This window comes from Halovenus anhuiensis (genome assembly GCF_037080055.1).
In the GTDB taxonomy this organism is placed as follows: domain Archaea; phylum Halobacteriota; class Halobacteria; order Halobacteriales; family Haloarculaceae; genus Halovenus.
Genome location: NZ_JBAOJI010000007.1, coordinates 108,406 through 127,545 on the forward strand (window position 1 = coordinate 108,406; position 19,140 = coordinate 127,545).

A 19,140-nucleotide genomic window follows, 5' to 3' on the forward strand; every position below is an offset into this window, starting at 1 on the left:
CACGCACGCCGACCGACTCCGTCGGTCGGAATTTGAACCCGTGCGGAGACGGTCGGCTCGCTACGCTCGCCGCTACGACTCCTTGTGTTCAAATCTCGTGTTCGTCGTACAGTGGATTTCAATCGTCGTTCACGACATGCAAAACAGTCGCTCACTGAGTTGAAATCAAAGGAAACGCCCGAGGCGGGATTTGAACCCGGACAACTTCGTTCGCTGACGCTCACTCGTCGTGTAGTTCAAATCTCTTCTGTGGGGGATTTGCGGTTCACGTTCGTGACGAGCACACGCTACGCGGTGCTCGTTGAAGTTGTTCACCGCAAAAGTACGCCCGAGGCGGGATTTGAACCGTATCCAGACGTGCTCGCTCATGACGTTCGCTGTGCGCGACTGGTTGGGTTCAAATCCAGCTGTCAGCGTTTCCTCAACACAGTTGCTCACGACACAGCAAGCTGATTGTTCACGTTATGTTGAGAGAAAACGCCCGAGGCGGGATTTGAACCCCGGTCACAGCAAAGCTGCTCCCTAGTTCAAATCCCGCCGTGTCGTTCGTAGATTTCCAATTCTGTCGCTCGGCGACGAGACGCCTCGCTAAGAGTCTGGAAATCAAAGGAAACGCCCGAGGCGGGATTTGAACCCGCGTCACGACCGTGACAGGGTCGTATGATGGGCCACTACACCACCCGGGCTTCCACGCATTACTTCGTACCGCGGTTATAGTATTAAGACTTTCCAAACGCGGCTGGCGCGCGGACCGGGTATTTATATACTATCCTGTTGTACTGTGAACTGCAAACACGGTCCATCACGCCGACTGCGAGTGTCGGTCCGGTAGCTCGTGCCAGCGGATTCAACAAGAATTATATACGCTGGGACTATAGTGGGCTGTAGTATCTCGAACAGCTTCTTAGCCGATAAGCCACACTCATGGTAGATGTAAGCAACCACACACTCGTACCGGACCACACCCTCCTCGACGACGGCGAACTCGAGGAGGTACTGGAGGAGTACAACATCGAAAAAACAGACCTGCCGAAGATCACACGCACAGATCCTGCTCTATCCAAGGAGGCAGAGGTCGGTGACGTGGTCAAGATCACACGGGACTCACGGACCACGGACCAAGCCGTGGTCTATCGACTGGTGGTGGAAAAATGAATATCGAGGACAAACGCAACATATCACGGGAGTATTTTTCACGGGAACGACTTGCAGAACACCATTTCCGGTCGTTTAATGCTTTTCTCGACCGGGGAATGCAGGAGGTTGTGGACGAGAAGGCGACCATTGAAACCGACATCGGCGACAAGGAAGGCGAAGAGCCGGTGTACGTCGAACTCGGCGATATCCGCATCGTCACGCCGCGCGTCCGGGAGGCAGACGGCAGTGAGGAACTGCTCTATCCACAGGAAGCCCGGCTTCGTAATATCACCTACTCTGCGCCGGTCTTCATGGAGATGGCCGTCATCAAGGGCGGCGACGAAGAGGAAGAGGTTGTCGTCGACCAGACCGAGACGAAAATCGGCCGGATGCCGATCATGGTCGGCTCGAACAAGTGTAACATCGCCGACTTCACCCGCGAGGAACTGATCGACATCGGCGAAGACCCCGCCGACCCCGGGGGGTATTTCATCGTTAACGGCTCCGAGCGTGTGCTGATGACCAGCGAGGACCTCGCACCGAACAAGATCCTCGCCGAGACCGACACGAAATACGGCGACCAGATCGAAGTCGCCAAAACCTTCAGCCAGCGCCGGGGCTACCGCGCGCTGGTACTCTGTGAGCGAACGCGGGACGGCCTGCTCGAAGTCTCGTTCCCTTCCGTTTCGGGCAGCGTCAACTTCGTCACGCTCGTGCGCGCGCTTGGACTCGAATCCGACGAGGAGATCGTTCACCGCGTCAGCGACGACCCCGAGATTGTGAAGTTCATGCTGGAGAACCTGGAGGCCGCCGACGTGCAGACGACCGAGGAAGCCATCGAGTCCCTCGGGAAACGCGTCGCCTCCGGACAGGGCAAAAACTACCAGCTCAAACGCGCGAACTACGTCATCGACCGGTATCTCCTCCCGCACCTCCACGAGGAGGGCGTCGACGAGGAGGACGTGCGGATCAACAAGGCCTACTACCTCTGCCGGATGGCCGAGGCGTGTTTCGAGCTCGCACTCGACCGCCGAGATCCCGACGACAAGGACCACTACGCCAACAAGCGCCTGAAAGTCTCCGGCGACCTGATGCGGGATCTGTTCCGGACGGCGCTGAACAAGCTCGCACGGGACGTAAAATACCAGCTCGAACGCGCGAACATGCGAAACCGTCAGCTGTCTGTGTCGACGGTCGTTCGCTCGGACGTGCTGACCGAGCGACTCGAACATCCGATTGCGACCGGGAACTGGGTCGGTGGCCGATCCGGTGTGAGCCAGCTTGTCGACCGGACGGACTACATGGGAGTGCTCAGCCACCTGCGCCGGCTCCGCTCACCACTTTCGCGCTCCCAGCCACACTTCGAGGCACGGGACCTGCACGCGACTCAGTGGGGTCGGATCTGTCCCTCCGAGACGCCGGAGGGGCCGAACTGTGGGCTCGTGAAGAACTTCGCGCAGGCGATGGAGCTGTCACAGAACGTCGCGGACGAACAGGAACTGAAGCAGGAACTCGCACAGATGGGAGTCGAGGGCATCCCAGGCATCGAGAGCGTCGAACAGCCCGCAGACGACTAATATGAGCCAGCAACAACGAGAAGCGAAAGTCTACGTCAACGGATCTCTGGTGGGGACACACCCCCAGCCGGAGCAACTCGCAGAGCAGATTCGTCAGGCCCGACGCCGCGGCGATGTCAGCCAGATGGTCAACGTCTCGGTTGATGAGAACACCGACGAGGTCATCGTCAACGCCGACGCTGGCCGTGCGCGCCGACCGCTGCTGGTCGTCGAGAACGGCGAACCGCTGATCGACGACGAGGAGATCGAGGCACTGGAGGCCGGCGACATCGAATTTCAGGACCTCGTCGACCGCGGACTGGTCGACTTCATTGATGCCGAAGAAGAGGGTGACATCCTCGTCGCCGTCGACGAAGAGGAACTGACCGAGAATCACACCCACCTCGAAATCGATCCGCAGCTAATGTTCGGGATCGGTGCGGGGATGATCCCCTACCCCGAGCACAACGCCAGCCCGCGGATTACGATGGGATCGGGGATGATCAAGCAGTCGCTCGGTCTTCCGTCGGCAAACTACCGAATTCGTCCGGACACGCGCCAGCACCTGCTGCACTACCCACAGCTCTCGATGGTCAAAACGCAGACCACCGAACAGATCGGGTACGACGACCGACCCGCCGCGCAGAACTTCGTCGTCGCTGTGATGTCCTACGAGGGCTTCAACATTGAGGACGCACTCGTCATGAACCAGGGGTCGGTCGAGCGAGCGCTCGCCCGGTCGCACTTCTTCCGGACTTACGAAGGCGAGGAGCGACGCTATCCTGGCGGTCAGGAAGACCGCTTCGAGATTCCCGACGAAGAAGTCCGCGGCGCACGCGGTGAAGAAGCATACACCCACCTCGACGAGGACGGCCTCGTCAACCCCGAGACGGAAGTCGACGAGAACGCGGTCCTGCTCGGGAAGACCTCGCCGCCACGGTTCCTCGAAGAACCGGACGACATGGGCGGGCTCTCCCCGCAGAAACGCCGAGAGACCAGTGTCACGATGCGCTCCGGTGAGTCCGGAGTCGTGGACACGGTGACGCTGATGGAGAACGAAGACGGCTCGAAGCTCTCGAAAGTCTCCGTCCGTGACGAGCGGATTCCCGAACTGGGCGACAAGTTCGCGAGCCGACACGGACAGAAGGGTGTCGTCGGCCACATCGCCCCGCAGGAGGATATGCCCTTCACCGAACAGGGCGTCGTCCCGGACCTGATTCTCAATCCGCACGCGCTGCCGTCGCGGATGACCGTCGGCCACATTCTAGAGATGATCGGCGGCAAAGTCGGTTCGCTGGAAGGTCGGCGTGTCGACGGGACCGCCTTCACCGGTGAGGACGAAGACGAACTCCGTGGCTCCCTGGAGGACCACGGCTTCAAGTCCAGCGGGAAGGAGACGATGTACTCCGGAATCACCGGGGAGAAAATCGAGGCCGAGATCTTCGTCGGCACGATTTTCTACCAGAAGCTGTACCACATGGTCTCGAACAAGATCCACGCACGCTCGCGTGGCCCGGTGCAGGTTCTGACTCGCCAGCCGACGGAGGGTCGTGCCCGCGAGGGTGGCCTGCGTATCGGGGAGATGGAGCGGGACGTGTTCATCGGCCACGGCGCGGCGATGACGCTGAAAGAACGGCTGCTCGACGAATCCGACCGTGAGTGGATCAACGTCTGTGGCGAGTGTGGCATGGCAGCCGTCGAAAATGTCGAACAGCGCCGTGTCTACTGTCCGAACTGCGACGAGGAGACCAACGTCCATGAGGTGGAGATGTCCTACGCGTTCAAACTCCTCCTGGACGAGATGAAAGCACTCGGAATCGCACCGCGGATCGAACTGGAGGAAGCAGTATAAATGAGCCAGCAAGCACCACAAGAGATCGGTCAGCTCAGTTTCGGGCTGATGGACCCCGAGGAGTACCGCGAGATGAGTGCCACGAAGATCATCACAGCCGACACCTACGACGACGACGGCTTCCCCATCGACATGGGGCTGATGGACCCGCGACTCGGCGTGATCGATCCCGGCCTCGAATGCAAGACCTGCGGCAAACACTCCGGGTCGTGTAACGGCCACTTCGGACACATCGAACTCGCCGCGCCGGTCATCCACGTCGGCTTCGCCAAACTCATCCGGCGACTCCTGCGCGGGACCTGCCGAGAGTGTGCGAAACTCTGTCTCACCGAAGACGAGAAACGCGAGTTCACCGAGAATCTCGACCGAACGCGCGCACTCGGACAGGACCTCAACGACGTGACGAAGTCGGCGATCCGACAGGCTCGAAAGAAGGATCGCTGTCCGCACTGCGGCGAACCGCAGTACGACATTCAGCACGAGAAGCCGACGACCTACTACGAAGTCCAACAGGTCCTCTCCTCTGAGTACTCCGACCGAATTGCCGAGGCGATGGAGCCAGGCGAAGATTCCGAGCGTGTCACCCCGACGGAACTCGCAGAGGAAACTGGCATCGATCCCGGCCGGGTCCAAGAAATCCTCTCCGGGGACTTCCGTCCACGCGAAGACGACCGGAAAGCCATCGAGTCCGCTCTCGATGTCGACCTGACCGAGGAGGACATGAACAAACTGATGCCCAGCGACATCCGGGACTGGTTCGAGGCAATCCCGGACGAGGATATCGAAGTACTCGGCATCAACTCCGATCGCTCGCGACCCGAGTGGATGATCCTCACTGTCCTGCCGGTGCCGCCGGTGACGGCGCGACCGTCGATCACGCTCGATAACGGCCAGCGCTCGGAGGACGACCTGACCCACAAACTGGTGGATATCATCCGGATCAACCAGCGGTTCATGGAGAACCGTGAGGCCGGTGCGCCACAGTTGATCATCGAGGACCTCTGGGAACTGCTGCAGTACCACGTCACCACGTTCATGGACAACGAGATTTCGGGGACGCCGCCGGCGCGACACCGCTCCGGTCGGCCGCTGAAGACCCTCTCTCAGCGACTCAAAGGGAAAGAGGGTCGATTCCGTGGCTCGCTGTCCGGGAAACGAGTCAACTTCTCCGCTCGTACCGTCATCTCGCCGGACCCGACGCTCTCGCTAAACGAGGTCGGTGTGCCCGACCGGGTCGCAAAGGAGATGACCCAGACGATGAACGTCAACGAGCGCAATCTGGAGGAGGCCCGCCGCTACGTGAGCAACGGGCCTGAGGCCCATCCGGGTGCGAACTACGTCCGTCGTGCGGACGGTCGCCGACTCAAAGTTACTGAAAAGAACTGCGAGGAACTCGCGGAGAAGGTCGAAGCCGGCTGGGAGGTCTCGCGACACCTCATCGACGGCGATATCGTGATCTTCAACCGCCAGCCGTCGCTGCACCGGATGTCGATCATGGCCCACGAAGTCGTCGTGATGCCGTACAAGACGTTCCGACTCAACACCGTCGTCTGCCCGCCGTACAACGCAGACTTCGACGGCGACGAGATGAACATGCACGCCCTGCAGAACGAGGAGGCCCGCGCGGAGGCTCGGGTCCTCATGCGCGTGCAAGAACAGATGCTCTCACCACGGTTCGGTGAGAACATTCTCGGTGCGATTCAGGACCACGTCACCGCGACCTATCTGCTGACGAATCAGAATCCGCACTTCAACGAGACGCAGGCGCTGGATCTGCTCCGAGCGACGAGTATCGACGAACTGCCGGCATCGGACGGCACTGAGGACGGCGCGGAGTACTGGACCGGCCGGACGGTCTTCTCCGAGTTGTTGCCGGACGATCTGAATCTTGAGTTTACCTCCTCTGCGGGCGATGCAGTTGTCATCGAGGACGGCGAACTCATCGAGGGGACAATCGACGAGGACGCAGTTGGTGCCTTCGGTGGCGAAGTCGTCGACACCATCGCCAAGCAGTACTCCCGGACCCGAGGCCGAATCTTCATCAACGAGATTTCCTCGGTTGCAGTCCGGACGATCATGCACTTCGGGTTCTCGATCAGTATCGACGACGAGTCGATTCCGCCCGCGGCGCAGGCACAGGTCGACGAGGCTATCGAAGAGGCCAACGAACGCGTCGAAGAACTCATCGAGACCTACGAGCGCGGCGAACTCGAATCACTGCCGGGCCGGACTGTCGACGAGACGCTCGAAATGAAGATCATGCAGACGCTCGGCCAGGCCCGTGACAGTGCGGGTGACATCGCCGAGGACCACTTCGCTGACGACAACCCGGCGGTCGTGATGGCCGAGTCCGGGGCGCGTGGATCGATGCTGAACCTCACGCAGATGGCTGGCTGTGTCGGCCAGCAGGCGGTCCGTGGCGAGCGGATCAACCGCGGCTACGAGAACCGAACCCTGAGTCACTTCGAGGAGAACGACCTCTCGGCGGACGCCCACGGCTTCGTGGAACACTCCTACCGGGAAGGGCTCAACCCCAAGGAGTTCTTCTTCCACGCGATGGGTGGCCGCGAGGGTCTGGTCGATACCGCAGTCCGAACCTCCAAGTCCGGATATCTCCAGCGCCGACTCATCAACGCGCTCTCCGAACTGGAAACGCAGTACGACGGCACCGTCCGAGATACCTCGGACACCATCGTCCAGTTCGAGTTCGGTGAGGACGGCACCTCGCCGGTCGAAGTCTCCAGTTCCGAAGACGAGGCCGCAGTCAACGTCGACGAGATTGCAGACCGCGTGGTGGAAAGCGAGTTCGAGGAGGGCGAGAAAGAGAAATTCCTCGGAGAGACCCGCGAGCCGACGAATCTCTCTGAGCACGCAGACGACTGGTGGCTCGCACAGAGTGACGACTGATCAGGTGATATCATGACAGATTACGACGTATCCAACGACATCGAAGCGCTCGTCGAGGACGCTGATCTTCCCCGACGCCTCAAAAACGAGGTCTACGAGACCCTCGAAGACCGCGACGTGACGGCCGAACAGGCCGACGAAATCGTCCAGGCGACGGTCGCGGAGTACTACAACTCCCGGGTCGACCCGCTCGATCCCGTCGGAACGGTTTCCGCCCAGTCTATCGGGGAGCCGGGAACCCAGATGACGATGAACACCTTCCACTACGCGGGGGTCGCGGAGATCGACGTGACGCAGGGACTACCGCGACTGATCGAACTCGTCGACGCCCGGAAGGAGCCGGACACGCCGATGATGACGGTCTACCTCGAAGACGAGTTCGCGGAGAACCGTGAACGCGCCCACGAGGTCGTCTGGAAGATCGAGGCGACAAAGATCCTCCAGCTCGGTGACGTATCGACCAACGTCGCGGACATGCTCGTTCAGGTCGCGCTCAACGAGGACACCCTCCGCGAGCGGTGGCCGACCGTCGAAGACCCCGTCGAGGTGGCGGAAGAAATCGCAGCCACAATCGAGTCGAAACTCGGCGTCGAGACCCGCCAGCGCGGGCTCGTCATCGACTTCGGCCCGGAACAGCCGTCCTACCGTGATCTGCTCCAGCTCGTCGAGGAACTGCGCGAAATCGTCTTCAAGGGCATCGAGGAGATCAGCCGGGTCGTTATTCGGAAAGAAGAGACCAACCAGGGTGACGAGTTTATCCTCTACACCGAGGGGTCGGCTTTCGGCGACGTGCTCGACATCGAGGGGGTTGACGCCTCCCGGACGACGTGTAACAACATCCACGAGATTTACCGCAACCTCGGCGTCGAGGCGGCCCGTGAGGCGATCATCGAGGAGACGATGAACACTCTCGAAGAGCAGGGGCTGGACGACGTGAACATCCGTCACCTGATGCTGGTCGCAGACATCATGACCAACGAGGGAACCATCGAGTCTATCGGCCGTCACGGCATCTCCGGGTCGAAAGACTCCGTGCTCGCCCGCGCGGCGTTCGAGGTGACAGTCAGTCACCTGCTCGATGCGGCAATCCACGGCGAAGTCGACGAACTCGACGGCGTGACCGAGAACGTCATCGTCGGCAAGCCGATCAAACTCGGCACCGGCGACGTGAACCTGCGGATGACAAGCGGCGAACAGGCCGACTAGGATGACGATCACACTCTCGGACGAAGCGCGCCAACTTGCCGGCCTCTTCGAGACGGAGACCGAAGCGACGGTCAAAGACTGCCTGCTCGACGAGGAGTTCGACCGGGTGATCTTCCTGATCAAGACCGGCGAGATGGGCAAGGCCATCGGGGCCGGCGGCGAGCACGTCTCCCGAGTCGAGGAGCGCATCGGCAAGTCGATCAAACTCGTCGAGGACGCTCCGACCGCGGAGGATTTCGTCGCCAACACGCTCGCGCCCGCGGCGGTGTACAACGTCACGATCAGCGAGAACGACGACCGACTCGCCTACGTCGAAGTCGCCGAAGAGGACCGCGGTGCGGCCATCGGTGCCGACGGCCGGAATATCGACGCCGCCCGCCGACTCGCGGACCGACACTACGACATCGACGACATCGAATTGACCTAACCCGGGACAAGCTAGTTCACTGCCCGCGACCGAAGAGAGCGGGCAGACTTTTTCATCGACGTTTTTCGACGAGTGGTCGCCCAGCGACCCGAGGAGAAAAAGGTCGTCGACGATATCGAACTGACCTGATCGGTCAAATGCCTGTTTGAGTTGCCGTCTAGTTTTTATCTTATTCCGTCCTCTAGCATGAGACATGGCCGTTCAAGACCTAAACTACGAGATTCCGACGTGGGCAGCGGCACTCATCACCGTCTTCGTGCTATTCAGCTTCGCGTACGGCGTCCTCATTCAGGGAAGTTTCCTCGCGCCGATCGTGCTGTGGCTCTGGCTCGGGGGTATCGCACTCTCGCTGTTTGTCGTCTACCTTCTCTATCGGTTCGTGATCGCCGTCGAGAAAATCGCCGACAAGATGTAGCCTCTCAGAGGATGTCTTCGTCCCGAAGTGCTTCGATTTCTTCCGGTGCATAACCGAACTCCCGAAGAATCTCCGTCGTCTGCTCACCGAGCAACGGCGGATGTTCGTCGAACGCCGTCGCGCCGTTCTGGAAATTCATCGGACTGTCCGGCATCTCGACCTCTCCCACGGTGGGGTGCTCCATCGTCCGGCGCATATTGCGGGCCTCGATCTGCGGATGCGAGAACACGTCGGCCATGTCGTTGACCGCCCGCGCGGGCACGTCGTACTCCTGTAGGTGCTCGACGATTTCGTCGGTCGTGTAGACCTCGATCTCCTCGGTGAGGATCGCTTCGAGTTTCTCGCGGTTGTCGACCCGTTTCGCGTTGGTCGCAAAGCGGTCGTCGTCGATCAACTCCTCGCGGTCGAGTGCGCGACAGAACCGTGGCCAAATATTCTCGGAGGCACAGGCGACGACGACGTAATCATCCTTCGTGGGAAACGCCTGGTAGGGAACGATTGTCGGATGCCGACTCCCCATTCGGCCCGGCGGTTCGCCGGTGCCGAAGTAATACGAGGCCATGTAGGTCTGCCAGGCGGCGATGCTGTCGAGGAGGCTGATATCGATCTTGTCGCCGCCGCTGTCGGCGAACTCCCGTCGAAAGAGTCGGGCGAGAATCGCCTGTGTGGCGTACATCCCTGCTGCGATGTCGACGATAGCGATCCCAACGCGGGCGGGTTCACGGCCGCTCTCCCCGGTGATCGACATCAGGCCACCCTCTGCCTGCATGATGAGGTCGTAGGCTGGCCGATCTTTGTACGGCCCCGTCTCACCGTAGCCCGTGATGTGGCAGTAGACGAGGTCGGGGTTCTCTTCGCGGAGATCCTCGTAGCCCAATCCCCACTCGTCCATCTTGCCGACGCGGAAGTTTTCGACGAGAACGTCCGCCTCTTCGGCGAGTTCTCGGAAGACTTCCCGCCCCTCCTCGCTGGCGAGATTCAGCGATACCGAGCGTTTGTTCCGGTTGATGCTCAGGTAGTACGCCGACTGCTCGGAGTCACTGTAGGCCGGCGGCTTCCAGCCTCGCGTCTGATCGCCGCCGTCTGGTCGCTCTACTTTGATCACGTCCGCACCCAGGTCCCCGAGTTGCATCGTACAGAACGGTCCCGAGAGAACCCGGGAAGCATCCAGCACCGTGATCCCCTCTAGCGGTGCCGTCCCCGTCGACTGGTTTTCGGTCATGGATAGGTCATCGGGAGGCTGGTACTAGTCGGTTACCCCTCCCGATACCGGAGTGACATGTCCGTGCCTCGCCCGCTGTTCTGACCAAGATATTAGCCCCCTCGCAGCGTACACCGTGTCGATGGCGACGGAATCGCTCAGAGTACAACAGGCCGAGGAACCCGACATTCCCTATATCGAGTCACTGCTGCAGCAACACGGACTCCCGACCGCGGATGTTCGAGGGAAACTGGCGCAGTTTTTTGTCGGATACGCTGGGGACGAACGCGTCTGTGTCGGCGGACTCGAAGTCCGCGGACAGGCTGGACTCCTCCGCTCGGTCGTCGTCGAGCAGTCTGTCCAGGGGGAGGGTTTCGGAGCAGCACTCTGTGACGAACTCGAAGCGACGGCCCGGGAGGAGGGCGTCGAAGCGCTGTATCTCCTCACGACGACGGCCGCCGAGTTCTTCGCCGCGCGTGGGTACACCCGGGTCGACCGCGAAACCGCTCCGGAACCGATCAGACAGACGACCGAGTTTGCCGACCTCTGCCCGTCGACGGCCATCTGTCTGCGCAAGTCACTGGTGTAATTCAGCTTCCTGAACGATTTCGCGCGTCGCTCTCGGCCGTTTGGACTCACTGACTACAGCGCCGCGAGTCTGCCGGGGTGGAACTTTTCACACACTCTGCCCAAGCGTACGTATGCGTGTCAGCCGGGCAATCGTCGACCAACTCGCCGAGGGCGGTATCGACACGGTGTTCGGGATACCGGGCAAACAGACGCTCCCGTTGAACGAGGCCATCGAGGCCCGCGAGGACGTTCGGTTCGTCAGTACGCGCCACGAGACGGCCGTCTCACACGCGGCGTGGGGCTACGCCGAAACCAGCGGCCGGCCCGCCGCGACGCTCGTCGTGCCCGGGCCGGGCGATATGAACGCGATGAACGGGCTGAAAAACGCACGTAACGACTGCACGCCGCTCGTCCACATCGCCGTCGAGACGGATCCGACAGTTCGCGGCGGTGACGGCATCCACGAGACGCCGCCCGACACCTACGACAACGTGGTCAAGGAGAATACGCTGGTCGAACGACCTTCGGCCGTTCGGGTCGAGGTTGCTCAGGCTATCGAGACGGCGATGACCCCGCCGAAAGGACCGGTTCGGGTGGGCGTTCCGAAGAACGTTCTTCCCGAAGAGTACGCGATTGCGACGCCGCAGCCGCTCTCTCCTGCCAGTCCGCCGGCTCCTGCCGAGGGCGATATCGAGGCGGCCGCGGCCTGTCTGGCGAGCGCAGACCGGCCCGCGGTGCTGGTCGGCGGCGGTGTCAGATCGGCCCAAGCGGGGTCGGAACTGGTCTCCGTTGCCGACGTGCTTGATGCACCGGTAATCACCACCTACAAAGGAAAAGGAATCGTTCCCGACGAGAACGACCGCGTCGCGGGGACACTGTCCGGAAGTGCGAGTCCCGAACTGCTCGACTGTCTCGCCGACAGCGACGCGCTGCTGGCGGTCGGCACGGATTTCGACGCCGTGGCGACGCGGCGCTGGTCGGTCGAGATGCCCGACGATATCGTCCAGATCACGCTCTCTCCCGGTGACCTCGGGACCGGATACGATCTCACTGTCGGGATCGTCGCGGACGCGAAGCACGCCCTCGACGCGTTAGAGTCGGCATTGGACGAGACCGCAGGAGATGGTGGCGGCCGCAAGCGCGCGACCGTCGTTCGGGATGCCTTCGATCAACGGATCGACTCCTTACTCGACGACCAGCCCCCACTGAGTTCCGTCGGGGCACTGCGGGCAGTCCGCGAGGCGGTTCCGGAAGGGACAGTCGTCTCCGTCGACGCCGGGGGCTTTCGCGTCTGGGGGCTGAACGCGTTCGCGGCGAGTGGCCCGCGCGCGTACGTCAATCCCGGGTCGTGGGCGACGATGGGGACCGGTCTGCCGGCCGCGCTCGGCGCACAACTGGCAAACCCGGACCGGGACGTTCTCGCGCTCACCGGCGACGGCGGCCTGATGATGTGTATTCACGAACTACACACCGCCGCCAGCGAGGGCATTCCGGTGACGGTCGTCGTCTTCAGAAACGACGACTACGCAATCATCAGCGAGGAAGCCGAGCGGGCGTTCGAGATTTCCGACGGCGCGTACGACTGGAGCGGCGCGCCGCTGGATTTCGTCGCCATCGCCGCTGGAATGGGTGTCGAAGCGAGTCGAGCAGAGACGCCGGCAGCAATCGAGGCGGAACTGGCCGATGCACTCGATAGCGACGACACACGGCTGGTCGAGATTCCGACCGATCCCGAGGAACCGCAAGCCAGCGAGTGGCTGTCCCGGTCGGATCAGTCCGGCGACGCGAACTGATCGACGAACAGACCGAGATAGACGGCATGGACTGATCCGACGAGCGCTGTACTGAGTGCTGGCCCCACGACCGAGAAGAGGGCAAACACTGCATTTGTAAGTCCCAGTCCCAAGATAACCCCGAACAACGGCCACCCGTAGCCCTGGGTGAGCCGCCAACTCTCCTGTACGGCCTCGGTCACTGATTCTCGCGTGACGATCAAACCGGGGACGGCGAACAGTCGAACGGAGACGTATATCCAGACGACGAGGATGGGCAGTCCGATGACAACCGGCATATTCTGGAAGCCCTGTATCGAGCCAAAGCCACGGTAGATCAGGTCGATGCATGCGACGTACAGGAAGAACGATCCAACCGTCCGTCGAGTCGGCTCGACGCCCAGTACGCGAGCGATGACGACTGTGCCGGCAATCGCGTGTACCGCGAGCAAGAGGATGTATGCGCTGATCCCCCAGGCCAGAAACGGGAGTTTCAATCCGAGCACCGATTCGACAGAGAGTGTTGTTCCCCGCACTCCCGCCGGAAATCCGATGTATTCGAGTGAGATATGACCGTCGGCGAGTGTCCGACTGCTGACCGTGGCGATTGGATCCCGGCGGTGGAGCCACCCGAGCAGTGAAGTCACGAGTCCGGCGACGAGGAAGGGCAGGAACAACTGCGGCTGTGAACGCAACTCGCTGAGAAGCCGATGGCGCGGCTTCGTCCGGTGATCGACCGGCGACTCGGCACCGACGCCCGGTTCTCGTCTCATCGCTGCTCCCCCAGTGCCAGAATTCCTTCCCACGTGCCGAGGTACAACTTTCCGTCATCGACGATTGGCTGGGTGGGGGAGTTCGGAATCTCAATTTTCCACAACGGCTCACCAGTCGTCGCATCGAACGCGTGCAGTTCTGGGAGCCAGTAGTAACTCAGGTACACGACGCCATCGGCGACGACGGGAGCGGTGTCGGGACCGTACTCACTCTGCCACAGTCGCTCTCCACTGTCGAGACTGATTCCGTACAGCGACTCCTCGTCGTCGGTCAGAATGACCGTCCCGTCGGCGACGGCGGCGGATCTCTTCGCGCTCGTTCCGTCGTGAACGTATCGCCATTTTCGGCTGCCGTCGTCGAGGCTCCGCAGGTCGACGAATCTCTCCGTTGGAACTACGATTCCCTCTGCTGTTACGGTCGGTGCGTTGGGTACCGTATACTGTAGACTGTCCTCACGCTGGAGTGGCTCGATATCGACCTGCCACTTGCGCGTCCCGGTTGCGGCATCGAGAGCAACAACCTGGTTGACCGTACTCGTCGCATACACCGTCTCGTCCCGTATTACTGGCCGGTTCACACCTCGATAGTCTTCGCTCCCGACTCGGTAGGTCCACTCGACCCGGCCGCTGTTCGCGTCGATGGCCACGAGACGGTTCGTGTTGGGGACAGACGCGTAGATTGTGCCGTCAGAAGCGACAGCACTCGCCTGCCCCGCTGCGGTAAACGCCCATCCGCCAGACGGTTTGGCTGGCGTTTGCCATCGCTCGTGGCTGATCGTGAGTTCGCCAAGAGAGAATCCGCCGCTTGCCGCCAGTCCAACGAAGCCGCTTTGGTTTCCGGTTACTAGTACGTCGCTCCGATATGCCTCTGCTTGCGCGAGTAAGGGATTCATACGGTACGTCCCGGTTCGCTTGTACCGTCGGTCCCCAGTCTGGCGGTCCAGCGCCACGACAGACCGATCGCTGGTTGCGATGAGCGTGTCTCCAACCAGCATCGGTGGTCCTGCTCTATCGAAGTTCGACTCAGCTTCGGCCTGCCATCGAATCTCCGGCTCCGATTTTGGCCCTGGTTCGTTGGTCGCGCCGGTACAGGCGGGGTCGTGTCGGGCCATCGGCCACTTGGCCGCTCCATCGAGCGGGATTGGCCACCTTCCGGCGTATCCGCTAGCAACGCCGCCTGCAAGGGTAATTCCGCTACCGGCGAGAAGTTGTCGTCTGGAGGGCATTTATTTTTCTTCCTCTCTTTCTCCCTAAATAATTCTGCTCATTTTTGGATGAGAAGGCTCTGACGGCACAGCTCACATACCACGAAAGAGCCATTTGAATCGGCCCGTAGCGTCGCATTTCTTTCCGTGAGACAGGACGACACGACTATCTCCTTGAACTCAAAAACAGTCGACAATGGTGGAGCCGGTTCTCGTTGTGGCTGCTGGCGTGGTTCTGTTCCAGTTCCTTCTGGGGATTGTCGTTCACATCGACGCCAACCGCCGAGACCTCGAACATCTGGGGTTGTACTTCTACGGTGTCTCGATTCCGCTCGTCGGGTTGTTGATCGCTGGTGTATATCTCTCTCGTCGCGAGGAGCTACCGATGCAGGATCTTTCTGTGCCGACGGCGGCCGAGACGGATGGTGCGTTCACGTGGTCCGTCGAACACCGGGGACTCCGGCGACTCCCGCTGCGACTCGCCTGTGCGATTCAGTACGGACAGACGTTCTGGCGGGTGGGTGTCGTTTCTCCGCCGGTCTTACTCGTGCTCGCCGTGCTCGTCCACCCGGCGATTGCCGTGGCCTTGTCGGTGGTCTGTTTGGTGTACTGGTTCACGTATCTGGGCTCGGCGGGTACGTTCACTGACACGACGATTCGACTCGCCCCGGACAATCAGCAAATCGAGATCACGACTCGCGGCGGCGACCATCCGCTCTCTCAAGGTGGTTCCGAACAGGAGATCGATCTCACAGCGGTCCAGCAAGCGACTCTCCATCAGGTAGGTGAGCAGCCGCTGGTAAAGTTCCAGTACGAAAATTCACTTTCAGTTAGCCCGTCGATCATTCCCGTCGCACCAGCGCATGTCGAACACGTTCGACAGATCCTCGCTGCACGGGAGATTCCACTCCGTGACCACGTCCGAGACGGGACCACCAGCAGTCTCGCTCGACGACGAGTCGCCGGAACGACATTCTCACTAGTCGCCATTCCACTCGTTGCAGGCCCGCGCTGGCCAGAGTACTTTCTGGCTGGTCCGATGATTCCGTTTTTGTTCTTCGTGTTCCTCTGGTTGGTACTGAAACCACTCGCGTAACACTGCCGTCCGGTGGCGGTCGCTTCGGCACTGCTCGCACGACAGTTTCTGGAAGGATATTGTGCTGTGATGTTAACAGCAGTTGATTCAAGGGGAACTATACCAAAGATTGTTATAACGAACGCGAGTACAGAGAACTATGCCAGCGAACACACCAGTTATCGTCGGTGCGGCACGAACACCACAGGCCAAAGAGGACGGACTGCTCCGGAACATCCGGCCAGAGGATCTCTCGATCCACGTCGTCGAGTCGATCATGGAGGAGACAGGGCTGGAAAGCGAGCAGATCGACGACCTGATGTGGGGATGTGCACAGACTCGCGAGGAGCAAGGGACTAACATCGCTCGTCAGATCGCGATTTTCGCGCTGGACGAGAGCGTTCCCGGGACGACCATCGACCGCCAGTGTGCCTCTTCGGCGACGACGATCATGACCGCGTCCGACGCGGTCGCTGCGGGCCGTCGGGACGCAATCTTCGCCGGCGGTGTCGAGAACATGAGCATGGTGAAGATGGGCCAGGGCGCAGACAAGATGTACCCCGGTCTGGACGAGCGCTACGGGATGGAGAACCTGCCGATGGGTCAGACCGCGGAGAAGGTCGCCGAGCAGTACGGCGTCTCCCGCGAACAGCAAGACGAGTACGGCGCACGGAGCCAGCAGCGCGCCGTCGAAGCCACCGAGGAGGGCCGGTTCGACGAGGAAATCGTCCCGATCACGGGCCACGACGAGGACGGCAACGAAGTGACTGTCTCCGAAGACGAGGGCATTCGCCCGGGGACGACCGCCGAGAAACTCGCCGAACTCCCGACCGTGTTCAAAGAGGACGGGACGGTGACGCCGGGTAACGCCTCCCAGATTTCCGACGGCGCGGCCGGTGTGCTCGTCACCAGCAAGGAGTTCGCAAAGGACAACGACCTCGAAATTCTCGCCGAAGTCGGCATGAGCGGCGTCGCTGGCGTCGACCCGACCACGATGGGAATCGGTCCGATTCCGGCCGTCGAGAATATGCTCGAACGCGCCGGCCGAACCATCGACGATTACGGCCTCGTCGAACTCAACGAAGCCTTTGCGAGTCAGGTAATCGCTTCTGCCGACGAACTCGGCATCGACCACGATATCCTCAACGTCAACGGCGGCGCAATCGCAATCGGTCACCCGCTCGGGGCATCCGGTGCTCGCCTGCCCGTCACGCTCATCCACGAGATGCATCGACAGGGTGTCGACCGCGGCATCGCGACGGAGTGTGTCGGCTTCGGTCAGGGTGCAGCCATCGAGTTCGAGTTGGTCGAGTAGCGAGACCGAGCGGAGCGAACGGCCGATATCGTGTTCGGAGTCGCAGTCGAGGGAGAGATCGGCCGGGAGTGGATTGTTTTGCCAGAATATCTAAAAACCAGTACTCGCTATTGTGGGTGTGGACAGTGAAGCGCAATTGACGGCACTACACGAGATTGCGACGACGATCCAGAGTGCTGAAACCGCGACCGATGCCGCCGAGCAGACGGTCGCTGCGGCAGCGAACATCCTCGATTTCTACATGTGTAGCGTCGAAATTCACGAGGACGGCTGGCTCATCCCGTACGCCGTCTCGGAGGACTCGCCGGAAGACGGGGTCCGACGCATGCGCGTCGATCAGGGGCTGGCCGGTAAAACGTTCCAGACCGAGGAACCCCACGTCATCGATCACGTCACGTCGGACGACGAAACTGATCCCGCAGACGAAACCTACCGTTCGGGGCTGAGCGTTCCGATCGGTGGCCACGGCGTCTTTCAGGCGGTCAGTACCGAACCAGAAGCCTTCGACGAACAGGACGTCGAACTGGCCGAACTGCTCGTGAGTCATACCGCCGGCGCCCTCGACCGTCTCGAGCGCGAGGCCATGCTCGAAGACAAAAACAAGCAACTCGAAAGCTTCGCCAGTATTGTCTCACACGATCTCAGAAGTCCCCTGTCCGTTGCGACCAGCCGGATCGAACTGGCTGAATCCGAGTGTGAGAGCGAACACCTATCCCACGCATTGAATGCACTCGGACAGATGGAGACACTGATCGACGATATTCTCACACTCTCCAAACAGGGAGAGGTAATCGCCGACCCGGCCCCGGTCTCCTTGGCGACTGTCGCCACCGAAGCTTGGGATCTCGTAGCGACACGACAGGCGACACTGGAGGTTGTCACGGATGACACGATCCGGGCCGACCGGGACCGGCTCAAACAGCTGTTCGTGAATCTCTTCCGCAACAGCGTCGAACACGCCGGTGATACGGTTACCGTGACTGTCGGCCAGAGAGAGCCTTCCGGTTTCTACGTGGCCGACGACGGTGTCGGTATTCCGGACGATCAGCGGGAACGACTGTTCGAGCACGGGTACTCGACGACAGATGAGGGCACGGGACTCGGACTTCGAATTGTCGAACAGATTGCGGGCGCACACGGGTGGACCGTTCGTCTCACGGAGAGCCAAGCAGGCGGCGCACGGTTCGAGTTCTCTACCGGAGAACCTCCATCTGAGACCTGAGCGGTGCTGGGAGCGAGTGACGTACGGCGCATCGAATGGGGACCCTTAAGTGGCTCCGTCAGATAGCAATACGCACTATGGCAAACGGCAAATACGCCGCGCGCAAGCTCAAGAAGGACCGCCAGAAACACCGGTGGTCCGACTCTGATTACGCGCGCCGCGAGCGGGGTCTGGCCGAACAGTCCGACCCACTCGAAGGCGCTCCTCAGGGGCGTGGCATTGTCCTCGAGAAGGTCGGTATCGAAGCGAAACAGCCCAACTCCGCGATCCGAAAGTGCGTTCGGGTCCAGCTGATCAAAAACGGCAAGCAGGTAACGGCTTTCTGCCCCGGTGACGGCGCTATCTCCTTTATCGACGAGCACGACGAAGTCACCATTGCCGGGATCGGCGGCGCGAAGGGTCGAGCGATGGGCGACCTCTCCGGTGTCAACTACAAAGTCGAGAAGGTCAACGGCGTATCGATGATCGAACTCGTGCGCGGAAACGCGGAGAAACCGGTGCGATAAC

At 61.1% G+C, this 19,140-nt stretch carries 16 protein-coding genes and 1 tRNA gene; 13 read left to right on the forward strand and 4 right to left on the reverse strand.

Translation table 11 applies throughout. The features are described from left to right. Positions 1 to 613: 613 nt before the first annotated feature. A tRNA-Asp gene (locus V8P86_RS15525) sits at positions 614 to 686 on the reverse strand. 238 nt (positions 687 to 924) lie between these two features. On the opposite strand from V8P86_RS15525, the gene V8P86_RS15530 reads away from it, so the two are divergent. The 7 genes from V8P86_RS15530 to V8P86_RS15560 all read left to right on the forward strand — a co-directional run bounded on the left by V8P86_RS15530 (position 925) and on the right by V8P86_RS15560 (position 9,500). Continuing rightward, positions 925 to 1,155 carry a DNA-directed RNA polymerase subunit H gene (locus V8P86_RS15530; RefSeq protein ID WP_336328197.1) on the forward strand — a complete coding sequence of 77 codons (231 nt, stop codon included), beginning with the start codon at positions 925 to 927 and terminating at the stop codon, positions 1,153 to 1,155. After that, complete coding sequence (locus V8P86_RS15535; protein ID WP_336328198.1) at positions 1,152 to 2,714, forward strand: DNA-directed RNA polymerase subunit B''; 1,563 nt, start codon at positions 1,152 to 1,154, stop codon at positions 2,712 to 2,714. The genes V8P86_RS15530 and V8P86_RS15535 overlap by 4 nt, the downstream gene beginning before the upstream one ends. Before the next feature lies 1 nt (position 2,715). Further along, positions 2,716 to 4,545, forward strand: coding sequence for a DNA-directed RNA polymerase subunit B (gene rpoB, locus V8P86_RS15540; RefSeq protein WP_336328199.1), 1,830 nt, complete (start codon positions 2,716 to 2,718; stop codon positions 4,543 to 4,545). Continuing rightward, complete coding sequence (locus V8P86_RS15545) at positions 4,546 to 7,452, forward strand: DNA-directed RNA polymerase subunit A' (RefSeq protein ID WP_336328200.1); 2,907 nt, start codon at positions 4,546 to 4,548, stop codon at positions 7,450 to 7,452. A gap of 12 nt (positions 7,453 to 7,464) precedes the next feature. Then, positions 7,465 to 8,658, forward strand: a complete 1,194-nt coding sequence (gene rpoA2 / locus V8P86_RS15550; protein WP_336328201.1) for a DNA-directed RNA polymerase subunit A'' — start codon at positions 7,465 to 7,467, stop codon at positions 8,656 to 8,658. Position 8,659: 1 nt separating this feature from the next. Continuing rightward, positions 8,660 to 9,085: a NusA-like transcription termination signal-binding factor gene (locus V8P86_RS15555; protein WP_336328202.1), complete on the forward strand. Its 426-nt coding sequence runs from the start codon at positions 8,660 to 8,662 to the stop codon at positions 9,083 to 9,085. Between the two features lie 193 nt (positions 9,086 to 9,278). Continuing rightward, the gene (locus V8P86_RS15560) at positions 9,279 to 9,500 is read left to right on the forward strand and encodes a DUF8066 domain-containing protein (RefSeq protein ID WP_336328203.1); all 222 of its coding nucleotides are present in this window, start codon (positions 9,279 to 9,281) and stop codon (positions 9,498 to 9,500) included. A 4-nt stretch (positions 9,501 to 9,504) separates the two neighbouring features. On the opposite strand, the gene V8P86_RS15565 is transcribed toward V8P86_RS15560, so the two are convergent. After that, the gene (locus V8P86_RS15565; RefSeq protein WP_336328204.1) at positions 9,505 to 10,722 is read right to left on the reverse strand and encodes a CaiB/BaiF CoA transferase family protein; all 1,218 of its coding nucleotides are present in this window, start codon (positions 10,720 to 10,722) and stop codon (positions 9,505 to 9,507) included. 121 nt (positions 10,723 to 10,843) lie between these two features. On the opposite strand from V8P86_RS15565, the gene arsN2 reads away from it, so the two are divergent. Beyond that, positions 10,844 to 11,290: an arsenic resistance N-acetyltransferase ArsN2 gene (gene arsN2 / locus V8P86_RS15570; protein WP_336328205.1), complete on the forward strand. Its 447-nt coding sequence runs from the start codon at positions 10,844 to 10,846 to the stop codon at positions 11,288 to 11,290. Positions 11,291 to 11,402: 112 nt separating this feature from the next. After that, positions 11,403 to 13,064: a thiamine pyrophosphate-binding protein gene (locus tag V8P86_RS15575; protein ID WP_336328206.1), complete on the forward strand. Its 1,662-nt coding sequence runs from the start codon at positions 11,403 to 11,405 to the stop codon at positions 13,062 to 13,064. Here V8P86_RS15575 and V8P86_RS15580 read toward each other — a convergent pair. After that, positions 13,043 to 13,816, reverse strand: coding sequence for a hypothetical protein (locus tag V8P86_RS15580; RefSeq protein ID WP_336328207.1), 774 nt, complete (start codon positions 13,814 to 13,816; stop codon positions 13,043 to 13,045). The two genes, V8P86_RS15575 and V8P86_RS15580, sit on opposite strands and share 22 nt — an antisense overlap. After that, positions 13,813 to 15,042 carry a PQQ-binding-like beta-propeller repeat protein gene (locus tag V8P86_RS15585; protein ID WP_336328208.1) on the reverse strand — a complete coding sequence of 410 codons (1,230 nt, stop codon included), beginning with the start codon at positions 15,040 to 15,042 and terminating at the stop codon, positions 13,813 to 13,815. The genes V8P86_RS15580 and V8P86_RS15585 overlap by 4 nt, the downstream gene beginning before the upstream one ends. Positions 15,043 to 15,217: 175 nt before the next feature. Here V8P86_RS15585 and V8P86_RS15590 point away from each other — a divergent pair, with 175 nt between their 5' ends. The 4 genes from V8P86_RS15590 (at position 15,218) to V8P86_RS15605 (ending at position 19,139) form a co-directional block, all read left to right on the forward strand. Continuing rightward, positions 15,218 to 16,117, forward strand: coding sequence for a hypothetical protein (locus V8P86_RS15590; protein WP_336328209.1), 900 nt, complete (start codon positions 15,218 to 15,220; stop codon positions 16,115 to 16,117). Positions 16,118 to 16,256: 139 nt separating this feature from the next. Further along, positions 16,257 to 17,411, forward strand: a complete 1,155-nt coding sequence (locus V8P86_RS15595; RefSeq protein WP_336328210.1) for a thiolase family protein — start codon at positions 16,257 to 16,259, stop codon at positions 17,409 to 17,411. Positions 17,412 to 17,529: 118 nt separating this feature from the next. Continuing rightward, the gene (locus V8P86_RS15600; protein ID WP_336328211.1) at positions 17,530 to 18,633 is read left to right on the forward strand and encodes a GAF domain-containing sensor histidine kinase; all 1,104 of its coding nucleotides are present in this window, start codon (positions 17,530 to 17,532) and stop codon (positions 18,631 to 18,633) included. Between the two features lie 77 nt (positions 18,634 to 18,710). Beyond that, a complete protein-coding gene (locus V8P86_RS15605; RefSeq protein WP_336328212.1) occupies positions 18,711 to 19,139 on the forward strand; it encodes a 30S ribosomal protein S12 in 429 nt (142 codons plus the stop codon). The last annotated feature ends 1 nt before the right edge of the window (position 19,140 follow it).

Bases quoted from the DNA above. Each gene is read 5' to 3' on its own strand.
- V8P86_RS15530 (WP_336328197.1), top strand. From the start codon at position 925: ATGGTAGATGTAAGCAACCACACACTCGTACCGGACCACACCCTCCTC.
- V8P86_RS15535 (WP_336328198.1), top strand. From the start codon at position 1,152: ATGAATATCGAGGACAAACGCAACATATCACGGGAGTATTTTTCACGG.
- rpoB (WP_336328199.1), top strand. From the start codon at position 2,716: ATGAGCCAGCAACAACGAGAAGCGAAAGTCTACGTCAACGGATCTCTG.
- V8P86_RS15545 (WP_336328200.1), top strand. From the start codon at position 4,546: ATGAGCCAGCAAGCACCACAAGAGATCGGTCAGCTCAGTTTCGGGCTG.
- rpoA2 (WP_336328201.1), top strand. From the start codon at position 7,465: ATGACAGATTACGACGTATCCAACGACATCGAAGCGCTCGTCGAGGAC.
- V8P86_RS15555 (WP_336328202.1), top strand. From the start codon at position 8,660: ATGACGATCACACTCTCGGACGAAGCGCGCCAACTTGCCGGCCTCTTC.
- V8P86_RS15560 (WP_336328203.1), top strand. From the start codon at position 9,279: ATGGCCGTTCAAGACCTAAACTACGAGATTCCGACGTGGGCAGCGGCA.
- V8P86_RS15565 (WP_336328204.1), bottom strand. From the start codon at position 10,722: ATGACCGAAAACCAGTCGACGGGGACGGCACCGCTAGAGGGGATCACG.
- arsN2 (WP_336328205.1), top strand. From the start codon at position 10,844: ATGGCGACGGAATCGCTCAGAGTACAACAGGCCGAGGAACCCGACATT.
- V8P86_RS15575 (WP_336328206.1), top strand. From the start codon at position 11,403: ATGCGTGTCAGCCGGGCAATCGTCGACCAACTCGCCGAGGGCGGTATC.
- V8P86_RS15580 (WP_336328207.1), bottom strand. From the start codon at position 13,816: ATGAGACGAGAACCGGGCGTCGGTGCCGAGTCGCCGGTCGATCACCGG.
- V8P86_RS15585 (WP_336328208.1), bottom strand. From the start codon at position 15,042: ATGCCCTCCAGACGACAACTTCTCGCCGGTAGCGGAATTACCCTTGCA.
- V8P86_RS15590 (WP_336328209.1), top strand. From the start codon at position 15,218: ATGGTGGAGCCGGTTCTCGTTGTGGCTGCTGGCGTGGTTCTGTTCCAG.
- V8P86_RS15595 (WP_336328210.1), top strand. From the start codon at position 16,257: ATGCCAGCGAACACACCAGTTATCGTCGGTGCGGCACGAACACCACAG.
- V8P86_RS15605 (WP_336328212.1), top strand. From the start codon at position 18,711: ATGGCAAACGGCAAATACGCCGCGCGCAAGCTCAAGAAGGACCGCCAG.